Origin of the sequence: Chromohalobacter israelensis DSM 3043 (genome assembly GCF_000055785.1) — a bacterium.
In the GTDB taxonomy this organism is placed as follows: domain Bacteria; phylum Pseudomonadota; class Gammaproteobacteria; order Pseudomonadales; family Halomonadaceae; genus Chromohalobacter; species Chromohalobacter israelensis.
This window is the reverse complement of record NC_007963.1, coordinates 434,369-448,340: the sequence shown is the minus strand read 5'-3', so window position 1 is coordinate 448,340 and position 13,972 is coordinate 434,369. Positions and strand designations below refer to the sequence as shown.

At 65.9% G+C, this 13,972-nt stretch carries 14 protein-coding genes; 3 read left to right on the top strand and 11 right to left on the bottom strand.

Annotated features, from left to right (window positions below; all coding sequences use genetic code 11):
• Positions 1-44 precede the first annotated feature (44 nt).
• Together CSAL_RS02010 and CSAL_RS02005 are read right to left on the bottom strand one after the other, a co-directional pair.
• A complete protein-coding gene (locus CSAL_RS02010) occupies positions 45-584 on the bottom strand; it encodes a gamma carbonic anhydrase family protein (protein WP_011505709.1) in 540 nt (179 codons plus the stop codon).
• Positions 585-645: 61 nt separating this feature from the next.
• Positions 646-1,986 carry a sodium-dependent transporter gene (locus CSAL_RS02005; protein ID WP_011505708.1) on the bottom strand — a complete coding sequence of 447 codons (1,341 nt, stop codon included), beginning with the start codon at positions 1,984-1,986 and terminating at the stop codon, positions 646-648.
• A 154-nt stretch (positions 1,987-2,140) separates the two neighbouring features.
• Here CSAL_RS02005 and prlC point away from each other — a divergent pair, with 154 nt between their 5' ends.
• Positions 2,141-4,192: an oligopeptidase A gene (prlC, locus tag CSAL_RS02000; RefSeq protein WP_043557895.1), complete on the top strand. Its 2,052-nt coding sequence runs from the start codon at positions 2,141-2,143 to the stop codon at positions 4,190-4,192.
• 66 nt (positions 4,193-4,258) lie between these two features.
• Positions 4,259-4,519, top strand: coding sequence for a YheV family putative zinc ribbon protein (locus CSAL_RS01995; protein ID WP_011505706.1), 261 nt, complete (start codon positions 4,259-4,261; stop codon positions 4,517-4,519).
• Between the two features lie 83 nt (positions 4,520-4,602).
• Here CSAL_RS01995 and sodC read toward each other — a convergent pair whose 3' ends face one another.
• The 4 genes from sodC to yddG all read right to left on the bottom strand — a co-directional run bounded on the left by sodC (position 4,603) and on the right by yddG (position 8,145).
• Positions 4,603-5,133 (bottom strand): superoxide dismutase family protein, encoded by a 531-nt coding sequence (gene sodC, locus CSAL_RS01990; protein ID WP_011505705.1) that lies wholly within the window; start codon positions 5,131-5,133, stop codon positions 4,603-4,605.
• A gap of 72 nt (positions 5,134-5,205) precedes the next feature.
• A complete protein-coding gene (metF, locus tag CSAL_RS01985; protein WP_011505704.1) occupies positions 5,206-6,054 on the bottom strand; it encodes a methylenetetrahydrofolate reductase [NAD(P)H] in 849 nt (282 codons plus the stop codon).
• A gap of 152 nt (positions 6,055-6,206) precedes the next feature.
• Entirely contained in the window at positions 6,207-7,190 is a 984-nt protein-coding gene (locus CSAL_RS01980; protein ID WP_011505703.1) for a cation diffusion facilitator family transporter, read from the bottom strand.
• A 58-nt stretch (positions 7,191-7,248) separates the two neighbouring features.
• Complete coding sequence (yddG, locus tag CSAL_RS01975) at positions 7,249-8,145, bottom strand: aromatic amino acid exporter YddG (RefSeq protein WP_011505702.1); 897 nt, start codon at positions 8,143-8,145, stop codon at positions 7,249-7,251.
• A 300-nt stretch (positions 8,146-8,445) separates the two neighbouring features.
• On the opposite strand from yddG, the gene CSAL_RS01970 reads away from it, so the two are divergent.
• Positions 8,446-9,375 carry an AEC family transporter gene (locus CSAL_RS01970; RefSeq protein ID WP_011505701.1) on the top strand — a complete coding sequence of 310 codons (930 nt, stop codon included), beginning with the start codon at positions 8,446-8,448 and terminating at the stop codon, positions 9,373-9,375.
• On the opposite strand, the gene CSAL_RS01965 is transcribed toward CSAL_RS01970, so the two are convergent.
• The 5 genes from CSAL_RS01965 to CSAL_RS01945 all read right to left on the bottom strand — a co-directional run bounded on the left by CSAL_RS01965 (position 9,372) and on the right by CSAL_RS01945 (position 13,953).
• The gene (locus tag CSAL_RS01965) at positions 9,372-10,094 is read right to left on the bottom strand and encodes a helix-turn-helix transcriptional regulator (RefSeq protein WP_244846464.1); all 723 of its coding nucleotides are present in this window, start codon (positions 10,092-10,094) and stop codon (positions 9,372-9,374) included. The genes CSAL_RS01970 and CSAL_RS01965 overlap by 4 nt on opposite strands.
• Positions 10,095-10,103: 9 nt before the next feature.
• Positions 10,104-10,430, bottom strand: a complete 327-nt coding sequence (locus tag CSAL_RS01960; protein ID WP_011505699.1) for an AzlD domain-containing protein — start codon at positions 10,428-10,430, stop codon at positions 10,104-10,106.
• Positions 10,427-11,155, bottom strand: a complete 729-nt coding sequence (locus CSAL_RS01955) for an AzlC family ABC transporter permease (RefSeq protein WP_011505698.1) — start codon at positions 11,153-11,155, stop codon at positions 10,427-10,429. Before CSAL_RS01955 ends, CSAL_RS01960 begins: the two co-directional genes overlap by 4 nt.
• Positions 11,152-11,688, bottom strand: a complete 537-nt coding sequence (locus CSAL_RS01950; RefSeq protein ID WP_011505697.1) for an XRE family transcriptional regulator — start codon at positions 11,686-11,688, stop codon at positions 11,152-11,154. The genes CSAL_RS01955 and CSAL_RS01950 overlap by 4 nt, the downstream gene beginning before the upstream one ends.
• A gap of 90 nt (positions 11,689-11,778) precedes the next feature.
• Positions 11,779-13,953, bottom strand: a complete 2,175-nt coding sequence (locus CSAL_RS01945; RefSeq protein ID WP_011505696.1) for a TRAP transporter permease — start codon at positions 13,951-13,953, stop codon at positions 11,779-11,781.
• Positions 13,954-13,972: the final 19 nt, after the last annotated feature.

Genomic DNA, 13,972 nt, shown 5'->3' with positions numbered 1-13,972 from the left:
CGTTGAACGAGAAAAGACGGACCGCGCAGGCCATGCCGGCAGCGTTACACGGAAGGCTGGGCCAAGTAGTCGTCCTTGAGCTTGACGTAATTGCCCGCCGTATACGTGAAGAACGCGCGCTCGCCCTCCTTGAGCGCGCGCAGCGGCTTCGCGGGGTTCCCCGCATAGACGTGCCCGCTTTCCAGGCGCTTGCCCGGTGTCACCACTGCTCCGGCGGCGATGATCACCTCATCCTCGACGACCACGCCATCCATGACCGTGGCGCCCATGCCCACCAGTACCCGACTGCCGATGGTACACCCATGCAGCAGCGCCTTGTGACCCACCGTCACGTCGTCACCGAGCGTCAGCGGATAGCCCTCGGGGTTATAGTCGCTGGCATGGGTGATGTGCAGCACGCTGCCATCCTGGATGCTGCAGCGCGCACCGATGCGGATGCGGTGCATGTCGCCGCGAATCACGGTCATCGGCCATACCGAACAGTCGTCCCCCAGGGTAACGTCGCCCAGCACCACGCAGGCGGGGTCGAGGTAGACCCGTGCGCCCAGGCGCGGCGTCATTCCCTGAAACGTCCGCAGTGTCATCAGCTGTCTCCTTGTCCTGTTGTCGTTGCCAATAGGGTGGCATGCCTTGCGGCGGCTCCCCTCACCAAAGCGCCGAGAGCAGTACGATCACCAGCAGTGGAATCGACACGTAGCGCACCACGCCGCGCCATAACCGGAAACCGCCGGGCCCGGCATCCAGCGCTCGCATCGCTTCGCTGGCCGGCATGACCCAGGCGGCGAAGATCGCGATCAGCAAGCCGCCGATGGGCAGGAAAATCTCGGGCGGCACCGTGGTCACCAGCTCGAAGAAGTTCATGCCCGCAACCCATGTCACCTCCGACAGGGTCGAGAACGAAAACACCGACAGCAAGCCGACCATCCAGACCAGGGTGCCGATCAGCGCCGTCGCCTTGCCCCGCTTGAGGCCGGCATCGGTGAAGATCGCCACCATCGGCTCGGCCAGGTTGATCGACGAGGTCCAGGTCGCCAGCAGCAACAGCAGGAAGAAGACGCCCAGCCATAACGACCCGCCCGGCAGGTCGGAAAAGGCGATCGGCAGGGTCACGAACATCAACCCCGGTCCCTCGCCGGGATCCATGCCCTGCGAGAAGACCACCGAGAAGATCGCGATCCCCGCCAGCAGCGCCACGGTGATATCCAGCACGGCCACCGCCATCACTGCACGTGGCAGGCTCTGATGGTCGGGCATGTAGGCGCCATAGGCCATCAACGCGCAGGCGCCCACCGCCAGGGTGAAGAATGCATGTCCCATGGCATTGAGCACCACGCTCAGGGTGATGGCATCGAGGTCGGGCGCGAACAGCCATGTCATGGCGGTGCCGAAGCCATCGGTCGTCACGGCATAACCGGCCAATACCACCAGCAGGATGTAAAGAAGCGGCATCAACAGGTTGTTGAGTCGCTCCAGGCCACCGGAAATGCCCGCCGCGACCACCGACATGGTCAGCAGCATGAAGAGCGTGTGATTGAACGTCATGCGCAGCGGGTCGGCGAGGAAGGCCTCGAAACTGGCCCCGATTTCAGCCGGCGTCCGGCCACTGAAGTTGCCGTTGACCGACTCGATCAGATACTCGATCGACCACCCCGAGACCACCGAATAGAACGACAGGATGAAGAACACCGTTATGGCGCCGAACAGCCCCAGCCAGCGCCAATGCGGCGACACGCCCGCGTGACGCGCCAGGTGCGCCAACGATTGCATCGGCCCGCGACGACCGGCACGCCCCACCAGGATCTCGGCCATCATGATCGGCAGCCCCAGCACCATCACGAACGCCACGTACAGCAGCAAGAAGGCCGCTCCGCCGTTTTCGCCCGTCATGTAGGGAAAGCGCCAGATGTTGCCCAGCCCCACGGCCGCCCCGGTCACCGCGAGAATGAAGGCACGTCGCGACCCCCAGCGTTCCAGCGTTTCACTCATGGCGTTGTATCCTTCGTCGCACGACTCATGGCGCACCCGCGCCGAAAGCGCCAAGCCTAGCAGGCGCGGGGATGGCGGCCAATTGCCGCAACATTGAAAGCAGCCGGGGCCACCCCCACCTATGCTTCATTCACACGTTCATATCGAGGTGCCCATGTCACGCAACCCCTTGCTCGAATCGCATGTCCTGCCGCCGTTCGATGACATCCAGCCCGAGCATGTGGTGCCGGCCATCGAGCAGCTCCTGGCGGAGAATCGCCGTGACATCGAGGCCCTCGCCCAGCAGTCGCAGATCAGTTGGGAAAGCCTCGCCGCACCGTTGGAGGCCCTCAACGACCGGCTCTCCCAAGCCTGGTCGCCCGTGTCGCACCTCAATTCCACCATGAACAACGAGGCGCTGCGCGAGGCATATCAGGCCTGTCTCGCCATGCTGTCCGACTACAGCACCTGGCTCGGCCAGCACCAGGGACTGTTCGAGGCCTTCACGCGCCTCAAGGAAAGCGACGAATACGCACGTCTCGAGGAGGGCCAGCAGCGCTCCATCGACAATACCCTGCGCGATTTCCGTCTCGCCGGTGTCGATCTTCCCGAGGACCGGAAACGCCGCTATGGCGAGATTCAAGCGCGCCTGTCGGAACTGGCCAACACGTTCTCCAATCATGTGCTCGACGCCACCCAGGCATGGCACCTCGACCTGACCGACGACACGCGCCTTGGGGGCCTGCCCGACAGCGCCCTGGCCACGCTCAAGGCCAATGCCGAGGCCAAGGGCGTCGACGGTTACCGCATCACGCTCGACTTCCCCAGCTTCTACCCGGTGCTCTCCTTCGCCGACGACCGCGCGCTGCGTGAAGAAGTCTATACCGCCTTCGTGACCCGTGCCTCGGACAAGGGCCCGCACGCCGGGCGTTTCGACAACGCCCCGATCATCGAGGAAACGCTGCGTCTGCGTCGCGAACTGGCCGAGCTGCTCGGCTTCGACACCTATGCCGACTATTCGCTGGCCACCAAGATGGCCGACTCGCCCCAGCAGGTACTGGGCTTCCTCGGTGACCTGGCCGATCGTGCGCACCCCCAGGCCCAGCGCGAATTCAACGAGCTGGAGGCCTTCGCCCGCGAATCGCTGGGACTCGAGACGCTGAAGCCGTGGGATATCGGCTATGTCAGCGAGAAACTGCGCGAGGCACGCTATGCCATCTCCCAGGAACAGCTGCGCCCCTACTTCCCGGCCCCCAGGGTGATCGAGGGACTGTTCCAGGTTACCGGCACCCTGTACGGCATCGATTTCGCCGAACGTGACGACGTGCCGCGCTATCACCCGGACGTGCGCTACTTCGAGATCCTCGACGGTGATACGCCCATCGCCGGGTTCTACCTCGACCTGTATGCCCGCGAAGGCAAGCGTGGCGGTGCCTGGATGGACGAATGCCGTGTGCGGCGCACCCGCGAGGACGGCAGCCTGCAGCTGCCCGTCGCCTACCTGACCTGCAACTTCACGCGCCCCGTGGGCGGCAAGCCCGCCCTGCTCACGCACGACGAGGTGCTGACGCTCTTCCACGAGTTCGGGCATGGCCTGCACCACATGCTGACGCGGCAGACCGTCGCCGATGTCTCCGGCATCAATGGCGTCGCCTGGGATGCCGTCGAGCTGCCCAGCCAGTTCATGGAAAACTTCTGCTGGGAGCGCGAGGGGCTGGACATGATCGCCGCTCATGTGGATACCGGCGAAAAACTGCCTGACGCCCTGCTCGACAAGCTGCAGGCCGCACGCAACTTCCAGTCGGCCATGGGCATGATGCGCCAGCTCGAACTGTCCCTGTTCGACTTCCGCCTGCATCATGAAAGCCAGGCGCCCAGTGCCGACGAGGTCCAGGCCCTGCTCGACGACGTGCGCGACAAGACATCCGTCACGCCGCGCGTCGACTTCAACCGTTTCCAGAACGGCTTCGGCCATATCTTCGCCGGCGGTTATGCCGCAGGCTATTACAGCTACAAATGGGCCGAAGTCCTCTCGGCGGATGCCTACAGCGCCTTCGAGGAAGCCGGCATCTTCGACACGGCGACGGGCCAGCGCTTCCGTCAGGAAATTCTCGAACGGGGCGGTTCGCGCGACGCCGCCGCCTTGTTCGAAGCCTTTCGGGGACGTGCACCGAGCATCGAACCGCTACTGCGCCATTCCGGCATCGAGAGCGCCGAGGCGGCCTGACGGCGCGTTCGAGCCCAACTTTCGACCGGGCCGCACGCCCGGTCGCCGTTTCAAGAGGAGTGCGTGATGACGGCTACCCCCAAGCGTTTCATCGCCGGCGCCATCTGCCCGCGTTGCGCGGCCATGGACCGCATCCGTGCCTGGGAGCAGAACGGCATTCGCTACCGCGAATGCGTCTCCTGCGATTATCTGGAACAGCTGGCCATCGACGAAAACGGGTTCGCCACGGACCTGCCCACACGCGTCAATCAGCCGCGCGAGGAAGACACCTCGGACGACATCCAGACCGTTCGACTGATCGACCCGAGTGACGGCAAGACGCACTGACGCCGAGCCGCGCGGCACCGTCATGGAATGAAAAAGGCTCCCGATCGGGAGCCTTTTCGCGTTGCGCCATTACCGAGGTGCCTTCACTGGGACCAGGTGCCGCAGGCGACACGCTTGCCGCCGCCGCCCAGCTTGGGTTCATCGCTGTAATTGTCACCGCCGACGTGCACCATCAGCGCACGGCCCTGGAGATCGGATGCTTCCAGGCGTGGCGCCAGCACCGGAGTCGTGGCATTGCCGTCGTCGTCGACCATCAAGACCGGCAGATCTCCGAGATGCCCGTCGCCGTAAGGGCCCTGGTGCGTGCCGGTGTCCTCGGGATCGTAGTGGCCGCCGGCAGCACCGCCCGGCACCGTTTCCCCGTCCTGCTCCGAAGGCTGGCAGCTCGGGTTCATGTGCACGTGGAACCCGTGCATGCCGGGTTCGAGACCTGACAGATCCGGGGTCAACAGCAGGCCGTAGTCGGTATCCTCGAGCGTGACGCTGCCGACGCTGTCGCCGGTGCCTTGCGCATTGACCTGATGCAGCTCGATGTCGTGTTGCGCTGCCTGGGCACTGCCCAGCATCAGCAAGGCGCCACCGAGGCCGAGTGCCATCTGCGAGATACGTAGCATGCCTTTCTCCTGTCCATGAGTGAGACGTCTACGTGTGTCAGGCTAGACGACAGCTGCGAACGGCGCCATGACTCAGGTATCGCAGCGCAGGTTGTCGAGCACCCGCAGCGCCGGCGTCGCCTGGTTCAGTGTATAGAAGTGCAACCCCGGCGCACCGCCATCGAGCAACCGCTGGCAGAGGCGCGTGACGACCTCGCTGCCGAACGCCTGGATGCTCTCGCTGTCATCGCCGTAGGCCTCCAGCTGCTTGCGGATCCAGCGGGGAATGTCCGCGCCGCACGCGTCGGAAAAGCGCGCCAGCTTGGTGTAATTGGTGATCGGCATGATGCCCGGCACGATCGGCGCCTCGACGCCCAGTGCCCGGGCACGCTCGACGAAGTGGAAGTAGGCGTCGGCGCTGAAGAAATACTGGGTGATGGCCAGATCGGCCCCGGCCTGCATCTTGCGCACGAAGTTCTGCAGGTCGTGCTCGTAGCTGGGGGCCTGGGGGTGGGCTTCGGGATAGGCCGCGACCGCGATCTGGAAATGGTCACCGGTTTCCTCGCGGATGAACTCGACCAGCTCGTTGGCATAGCGCAGCTCGCCCATCCCCCCCATGCCGGAAGGCAAGTCGCCGCGCAGCGCCACCAGGCTGTCGATGCCCGCCTCGCGAAAACTCGCCAGGCGCTCGCGCAACTCGCCCTTGTCGCTGCCGATGCAGGACAGGTGCGGCGCGGTGTCGATGCCGCTCTGGCGCACCGTCTGCACGGTCTCGAAGGTGCGTGCCTGCGTCGAGCCACCGGCGCCGTAGGTCACCGAAAAGAAACGCGGACGCCGCTCGGCCAGCGTGTCGCGCACGCCTTTCAGCTTTTCCCGTCCCGCCTCGGTGCTGGGTGGAAAGAATTCGAAGCTGACGCCCAGCGGATGCTCGCGAGTGCTCATCGTACAACCCTCTTCGTGACATGGCGCGACCGGCATCGGGTCACGTGACTAATGGATGCCGCGCATTCTGCCGTGCCCCACCCGCGCTGACCAATGAAAGTTTCTCGGCTTGGCATTAATCCGGATCATAGCGCACACGAATACCGCCCCGCTCAGGGGTGCGTGGTCGACGTGACCTGGCAATCGCCACCGGTCAGGCACGCCTCGCCCTCGACCTGCAGGGTCGCGTGACTGATCCCGAAACGCTCGTGCAGGCGTGCATAGGCGGCCTTGAGCATCACCGCATGCGACATGTCATCGCGCACCACCAGATGCAGGCTGAGCAGCGGATCCTGCGGCGTCAGCCCCCAGACATGAAGGTCATGCACGCTCACCACACCCTCGATGTCCTCCAGGGCCGCGCGAATCCCGTCGACATCGATCCCCTCGGGGGTGCCTTCGAGCAGGGTGTGGCCCGAACGCCGAACGATCTTCCAGGCGCCGCGCAGAATCAACGCCGCCGCCAGCATCGACAGCAACGGGTCGATCGGCATCCATCCGGTCGCCATGATGACCAGCGAGGCCACGATGGCCGCCACCGAGCCCAGCAGGTCGCCCATGACGTGCAGCAACGCTCCGCGCAGATTGAGATTCTCATGGTCGCCGCCATGCAGGATCCTGAAGACCACCACATTGACCAGCAGCCCCAGCACCGCGATGGCCAGCATCGGGGCAGCCATGACCTCCACCGGCTGAAAGAAGCGCTGGACGGCGGCGATCAGGATCCACACCGCGATCCCCAGCAACGTCAGCCCGTTGATGAAGGCCGCCAGCACCTGAAAACGCTGGTAGCCAAAGGTACGCCGCTTGTCCGGCGCCTTGTCGCCCATGTAGAAGGCGAACAGCGCCAGCCCCAGTGAAAAGCTGTCGCTGAACATGTGCCCGGCATCGGCCAGCAACGCCAGCGAGCCCGAGATCCACCCACCGATCGCTTCCGCGAGCATGAAGCCGGCGGTCAGGTACATGGCGAGCTTGACGCGCTTGGCGCTGTCGGCGGTGACCGTCGGCGCGTGCTCGTGGTGATGGTCGTGGCCGTGGCCGTGGTCGTGGTCGTGATCATGCGGCGCATGATCGTGACCGGAAGACGAATGTCCCATTGGCGTCATGCCTCTCGGTGACTTTTCTCCAGTGTAATGTCTGGAGTGGACTTCAGGGTCAATCGTCGGAGACCGTGATACGCCGCGGCGCACGCAACCAGCCACTGCCGATCAGCATGCCCAGCGTGATCAGGCCGGCGGCCAGTACCAGCCACAGGGTCGCGGTGGCGTAACCGGCCGCGATCAGCACCAGCGTCGAGAGCAATGGCGTGAAATACGCCAGCAGCCCCAGCAGGCGAAGGTCGCCGTGCTTGACGCCCACGTCCCAGGTGAAGAATGCGCTTCCCACCGGGCCGAGGCCCAGACCGATCACGCCCAGCCAGCCGATGCCCTGCGGCCACCGGGTGGGCTCGAACCACCAGTGACACAACCCCGCCAGCACGGCCGTCACCAGGCAGAACCCGCCCACGGCCGCCGTGGGAACCGCACGAGTGGCACGCGACAGCACCGAATAGCCGCTCCACAGGAAGGCACAGGCAAAGGCAGCGACATAGCCCAGGGTGCTGCCCGAGGCGCTGACATCGCCGCCCACCAGCAAGGCCGCGCCCACAAAGCCCAGCAACGCCCCCACGATATGGCGCACGCGCAGATGCTCGCCCGGCAGCAGCGCCACGAACAACACGATCAACAGCGGCCACAGATAGCTGATCAGCCCCGCGTTGGCCGGAGGCGCGTTCTGCTGGGCCACGAAGTACAGCGCGTGATAACCGAACAGCCCGCCCACGCCCAGCGCCCAGACGCGCGGCGGCTGGCGCAGGGGCGCGCGCAGCGACTCGCCGCGCACGCGCAGCCACACCACGAAGCACAGGAAGGCCAGACCGAAAGCCAGCGCGGTGAGCAGAAACGGCGGCACCGGCCCCGCCAATTGCGTCAACGCCGCCAGCAATGCCCAGTTGAGTACCGTGGTGGCACCGATCCAGGTGGCACGGCGAGACGCGGACTCCTCGAGTGACATGTCGACTCCCCTTGCAGATACGAACGAGCACTCAGCCTGCCATGCGCGCGGCCCGCAAACTTGTCGAATCCTGACCCGAGGACGTCCGCATTGGGTGCATTGCCAGCGCATCAGGGACAGGGCAAAGCGAAGGTTTCTGGCCATGGATGGCAAACCTGGTGTCCAGGAACGGGGGCACAGCGCCCTCGCGAAGCCCCGTGGCTGAAAAAACACCGATGAGGCAGCGGCCCTCCCTTTTTCCAGGTCTGCCCAACAAGGCGCATAACGGGCATCATGGTCGCTCATCATCAGGAATGCCGCATGTCTCACGTCGACCTTTCCCAACCGCTGTGGATGCTGCTGATCTTCGTGGCACTGGGCTGGCTCTGCACGCGCCGGCTGGCCATCGACCCGCGCCCCATCGCCACGCTGCTGATCTATCTCATCGCACCGCTGACCTTCTTTCGCGGGCTTTATCTGGGCGAGCCTTCGCCGGCCTTGCTCGGTCTGACGGCCGGCATGTTCGTGCTGGCCAGTCTGCTGTGCCTGGTGACTCATGCCGTGGCGCGGCGTGGGTTCGCTCCGCAGGAGGCCGCCCTGCTGGCGTTCTCCGCGGGTACCGGCAACACCGGTTATTTCGGGCTGCCGCTGGCCATGGTGCTGCTGCCGCCCGAGGGCGTCGCCGCCTATCTGTTCTGCCTGCTCGGCATCACGCTCTTCGAGTTCACCGTGGGCTTCTACATCAGCGCACGGGGCCGATTCTCGGTACGCCAGAGCCTTGGCAAGATCGTGCGTCTGCCACTGGTCTACGCCTTTCTGGCAGCACTCGGCGCCCATCACCTGCCATGGTCGGTGCCTGGTGCAGTGATCGAAGGGCTCGACTACTTTCGTGCCAGCTATACCGTGCTCGGCATGATGATCATCGGCATGACCCTCGGCGGTGTCTCGCTGCGCGAGTTCGATGCCCGCTTTCTCGCCGCCAGCATCGCCGCGCGCTACGTGATGTGGCCGCTGGTGATGCTCGGCCTGGTGCTCGGCCTGCAGGCGACGACAGGGCTCTCGACGACGATGACCGGCGTGCTGCTGTTGCTGGGGGTGGTGCCCATGGCGGCCAATGTCGTGGTGATCGCCATGGAGCTCGACATGCGGCCCGCCAAGGGCGCGATCGCCGTTCTCGTGACGACCGTGGCCGCGCCGCTGGTGATTCCGCCCTACCTCGACATGCTGTGGCGACTCGCGGGCCTCGACTAGACACTGGACGGCTGACGTTGCCGCCACTGGCGCGGCGAGCATGCGTGGTGGGCCCGAAAGGCGTGTGCGAAGTGTGCGCTATCGTGAAACCCGCAGGCTTGTGCAATCTCGGTGAGCGTCAGCCGGGGGTCGCGCATCAGCTCACAGGCACGTTGAAGACGCCGCGCGGTCAACCAGGCATGCGGGGCGACCCCGGTCAAATGCCGGAAACGGCGTGCGAAGGCGGCCTCCGTCATGTGACAGCGCGCCGCCCAGTCGCGTATCCGCCAGGGATACGCCAGGTCGGCCTCGACTGCCGGCAACAGGTGCAGCAGCCGCAGGCGTGGCGAGGCATGCCGCGTCCGGCCTTGCGCGAGCAGCGCATGCAGACGGGCCGCCAACTGGTCGGGACGCGCCTCGAGGAGCATCTCGCCCCCGCCCAGCGCCGCAGGCGGCAGGCGACGCGGCGCGATATCGGCCAGTCCGGCCGCCTCGCACCAGGCCACGGGCAGATCCAGCACCAGGGTGCGGTTGCGTCCCGGCGCCAGATAGTGATGCTCGCTGCCGCTGGGAATGGCGACCCATTGCCCGGGCTCCACGTGCGCCCCTTCGCCGCCGGCTTCCAGCTCGACGACGCCCTCGAGCCCGATCAGCCACTGATGGAACCCGTGACGATCGGTCAAGACGCGATCCGGATATTCGCGCACCTCCACGCGCGGCATGCCGCCCTCTTCCGTCATGGCATTCCCTCACTCGGCCAGGAACCCGCCGGCCGCCCCATAGGCGCCGGCGCCCACCAACGTGGCCAGCCCCACGTTAGGCGTCAAACGCTGCACCAGCAACACCGCCGCCGCGCCCAGCGCCAGGCGCACCCCACCGCGCCAGTGCGGCGCCTGCCACCACAGGTCGCTCATCGAGAGGACGATCAACGCCGCAATGGCGGCAAGCCCCAGCGCTCCGAGAAAGCGGCTCAGCCAGCCCTCGCCACGCGCCAGGCGCGTTCCGGAGAGCAGCGGCAGATACCGTATCAAGAAGGTGCCCAGGCCCGCCGCGACCACGATGCTCCACCATGTCATGTCGTCGCCTCCTCGGAGCATGCGGGGCGAGGTCGACGGCTGCCCACCGCGGCTCCCGCCAGCATGCCGACCAGCATGGCGACATGCCCCGGCCACCACACCATTCCCAGCAGCGTAGCGCCGGCGGCCACCGCCACCACCGGCCATCGCGCACGACGCCACGCCTGCGCCAGCAAGGCCAGAAACAACGCCGGGAGCACGAAGTCGAGCGCCTGCGCCACGTAGCCGCCATCGCTTGCCCACCCCGCCCCGACACCGGCTCCCAGTGCCGTACCGCCGACCCAGGCCAGATAAGCGCCCGCGGCAAGCCCGAGACACCAGGCGGGGGAGAGGGGCCGGGACGCTCCTTTCGCCATCGCCGTCGCGAAGACCTCGTCGGTCAGCCCGAAGGCCAGCCAGGGCGCCAGGCGACGCGGCATCGAGGTCAGCCGCGTGGCCAGTGCCGGTCCGTAGAACAGGTGGCGCAGATTCATCATCACCACGGCCGACAATACCGTGAGTCCGCCGCTGCCCGCGGCCATCATCGCCACCATCACAAACTGGCTGGCGCCGGCGAAGACCAGCAACGAAATCGCCACCGCCTGCCACGGCGACAGTCCCGCCTGCACGCTGATCACCCCGAACGAAAACGCGATCGGCGCATACCCCACCGCCAGCGACACGCTGTCACGCAGGCCGCGCCGGCCCGACCGCCACGCCGAGACCGCTACCGCATCATCGCTCATGCGTCCTCCCACTGCTGCGGATAGAGAATCGTCACCATCGCCTGCGTTGCGCCCAGCAAGGCTTCGTAGCGATGGTCGAGATCCGCGTCGAACTCATGCTGTTCGCCCGCGCGGCACACGGCCAGCGCCCGGGGCGTGCCCACGCGCAGTGTTCCCTCCACCACCATGACGCGCTCGCGCACGCCACGCGGATGGCCTCGCGAATGCTTGATTTCGCCCGACGCGAGCTGCATGAGATACACCTCGACCCGCGGCGATTGCCGTCCCCGGGCCACGACCTGCACCTGCCCGCCACCGGGCTCGCCGACCGTCACACCGCCTGTTTTCTCGGCCAGCAGCTCGCTGAACGTCACCCCCAGCGTATTGGCCAGGGTCCAGAGCGTTTCGATGGTGGGATTGCCGTGACCGGCCTCGAGCTGCGAGAGCGTCGACTTGCTGATCGCCGCCCGTTCGGCCAGCGCGCTCAGCGAGTAACCGCGCGCCTCGCGGAGACGACGCAGGTTGGCGACGATGACGGGAGTCGGTGATGGCATGCGGCATCCATTAAAAAGAACGGTTTCGTTCTTTTTAACGAACGACAGATCAAAAAACAAGGGCGCCCGAAGGCGCCCTTGCCTGCCCGATCACGCCACCTTGGGCGTTTCCTGCTTGGCCAGCAGGAAGAGTCCCAGCGCGATGACCGCACCGATGACGTCGCTGATCAAGCCGGGGTAGATCAGCGTCAAGGCCCCGGCCGCCGCCAGCAGGCGCCAGAAGGGATTGAGAGGACGACGCAGGTAGCCCTCCACCGCCACGGCCAGCAGCAATACCCCGACCACACCGGTGACGACGACCCACAGGATGTTGGCCAGCGTGGCGTCGATCATCAGCATGCTGTGCGCGAACACGAACATGTAGGGCACCACGAACCCGGCGATGGCCAGCTTCATGGCCTGGAAGCCCGTGGCATTGGGCGAGCCGCCACTGATGCCGGCACCGGCATAGGCAGCCAGGGCCACCGGCGGGGTCAGATTGGCGAACAGCCCGAAATAGAACACGAACATGTGCGCCACGAAGATCGCCGTCTCGTTGCTGCCCGCCAGCTCGCGGAACAGCGGCAGGTTGAGCAGGATCGGCGCCGCCATGGTGCTGGTGATGATATAGGTCGGGATGCTCGGCAGCCCCATGCCCAGCACGATGGACGCGATCATGGTCAGGAACAGGGTCACCAGCAGCTGCAGCATCGGAATGGGAATCTGCTGTCCCAGCGCCACCACCGCGTCGGCGGCTTCCAGGGCGATGCCGGTGAGTGTGGCGATCCCCACGATGATGCCCACCGCGCCGCAGGCCACGGCCACGGGAATGGCATTGCGCACGCCATCGTGCATCGCATCGCGGCAATCGGCGATGTCCATTTTCTCCGCCACCAGGCCGAGCTTGGCACGCAAGGCATTGATCGCCACCGGCACGGCGATGATCACGAACAATGCCCAGCGGCTCGCCGTCATGTCGGGCTGGGCATATCCCTCGAGCAAGGCGCGCCATTGCGGCTCGAAGATCAGCAGCGCCAGAATCGCGCTGACCCCCAGGGTGACACGACGCGTCCCGCAGATCAGCACGGTCGCGGCGATCGACCAGAATGCCGCGAAGAACGGGGCGCGACCGTCGAAGAGCAGCCACAGCAGTACCACCATCGGCACCAGCAGGTGGCCCCGCTTGAGCATGACGGCCTTGAGCGGCGTCAGTTCGGAACGCGGAATGCCCTCCAGCCCGTTGCGCAGGGCGCGCAGATGCACCTGGAACAGGACCCCGAGGTAGAAGAGCAGCGCCGGGATGATGCCGGCCAGGATCACCTGGGTGTAGGGCACCGACAGCACCTCCGCCATGATGAAGGCCGCCGCCCCCATGATCGGCGGCAGGATCTGCCCCCCGACACTGGCCGAGGCCTCGACGGCCCCCGCGAAATTCGGCTTGTAGCCGGTACGCTTCATCAACGGAATGGTGAACGCGCCGGTGGTCACGACATTGGCGATCGCCGAACCATTGATCGACCCCAGAAAGCCGCTGGCGATGACCGCCACCTTGGCCGGCCCGCCGCGGGTATGTCCTGCCACGGCAAGCGCCAGGTCATTGAACAGCTGCCCCAGCCCCGACTTGCCCAGGAAGGCGCCGAACAGGATGAACAGAATGATATAGCTGGCCGACACCCCGATGGCGGTGCCCAGCAGGCCTTCGGTGATGAACACCAGGTGCGACATCACCTGGCGGCCGGTCGCCATGATGATCGTTTCATTCAGTTGCGGATAGAACGACAGCTTGGCGTAGAACCCATACACCAGAAAGATCGTCGCCAGCAGGGTCAGCCCCCAGCCGGTCGCACGCCGGGTGGCGTCGAGCACCAGCAGGATGGCCAAGAAGCCCACCAGCATGTCGATGTCGTTGATCCGCCCCGCCGAGGCGATGACGCGCTCGGACACCACCAGCATGTAGACGCCGACACCGAACGCCAGCACCGCGAGGATGGCGTCACCCCACGGCACACGATCGCGCGCACCCTTGCGGGTCAAGGGATAGAGGATGAACGTCAGCCCCAGCAGGGTGTAGAGGTGGATGCTGCGCTGCGCCACGTCGACCAGCGGGCCGGAAAACGACGTGTACAGGTGGAACACCGCCAGCACCACCGCCACCACGGTGACGAACTTGAGCACGAAACCGGGCAAGGCATCGCGCACCAGGCTCTCGCGATCGAACTTTTCCAGCGCTTCCTTGACCGCCTTGTCATCCCCTTCGGCGGCCTGCGCGTATTTCTCATCGGACATGATGACCCTCGTTCCCGTC

Bases quoted from the DNA above. Each gene is read 5' to 3' on its own strand.
- CSAL_RS01980 (WP_011505703.1), bottom strand. From the start codon at position 7,190: ATGGGACATTCGTCTTCCGGTCACGATCATGCGCCGCATGATCACGAC.
- yddG (WP_011505702.1), bottom strand. From the start codon at position 8,145: ATGTCACTCGAGGAGTCCGCGTCTCGCCGTGCCACCTGGATCGGTGCC.
- CSAL_RS01970 (WP_011505701.1), top strand. From the start codon at position 8,446: ATGTCTCACGTCGACCTTTCCCAACCGCTGTGGATGCTGCTGATCTTC.
- sodC (WP_011505705.1), bottom strand. From the start codon at position 5,133: ATGCTACGTATCTCGCAGATGGCACTCGGCCTCGGTGGCGCCTTGCTG.
- CSAL_RS02010 (WP_011505709.1), bottom strand. From the start codon at position 584: ATGACACTGCGGACGTTTCAGGGAATGACGCCGCGCCTGGGCGCACGG.
- CSAL_RS01955 (WP_011505698.1), bottom strand. From the start codon at position 11,155: ATGAGCGATGATGCGGTAGCGGTCTCGGCGTGGCGGTCGGGCCGGCGC.
- CSAL_RS01965 (WP_244846464.1), bottom strand. From the start codon at position 10,094: ATGACGGAAGAGGGCGGCATGCCGCGCGTGGAGGTGCGCGAATATCCG.
- CSAL_RS01950 (WP_011505697.1), bottom strand. From the start codon at position 11,688: ATGCCATCACCGACTCCCGTCATCGTCGCCAACCTGCGTCGTCTCCGC.
- CSAL_RS01945 (WP_011505696.1), bottom strand. From the start codon at position 13,953: ATGTCCGATGAGAAATACGCGCAGGCCGCCGAAGGGGATGACAAGGCG.
- prlC (WP_043557895.1), top strand. From the start codon at position 2,141: ATGTCACGCAACCCCTTGCTCGAATCGCATGTCCTGCCGCCGTTCGAT.
- CSAL_RS02005 (WP_011505708.1), bottom strand. From the start codon at position 1,986: ATGAGTGAAACGCTGGAACGCTGGGGGTCGCGACGTGCCTTCATTCTC.
- metF (WP_011505704.1), bottom strand. From the start codon at position 6,054: ATGAGCACTCGCGAGCATCCGCTGGGCGTCAGCTTCGAATTCTTTCCA.
- CSAL_RS01960 (WP_011505699.1), bottom strand. From the start codon at position 10,430: ATGACATGGTGGAGCATCGTGGTCGCGGCGGGCCTGGGCACCTTCTTG.
- CSAL_RS01995 (WP_011505706.1), top strand. From the start codon at position 4,259: ATGACGGCTACCCCCAAGCGTTTCATCGCCGGCGCCATCTGCCCGCGT.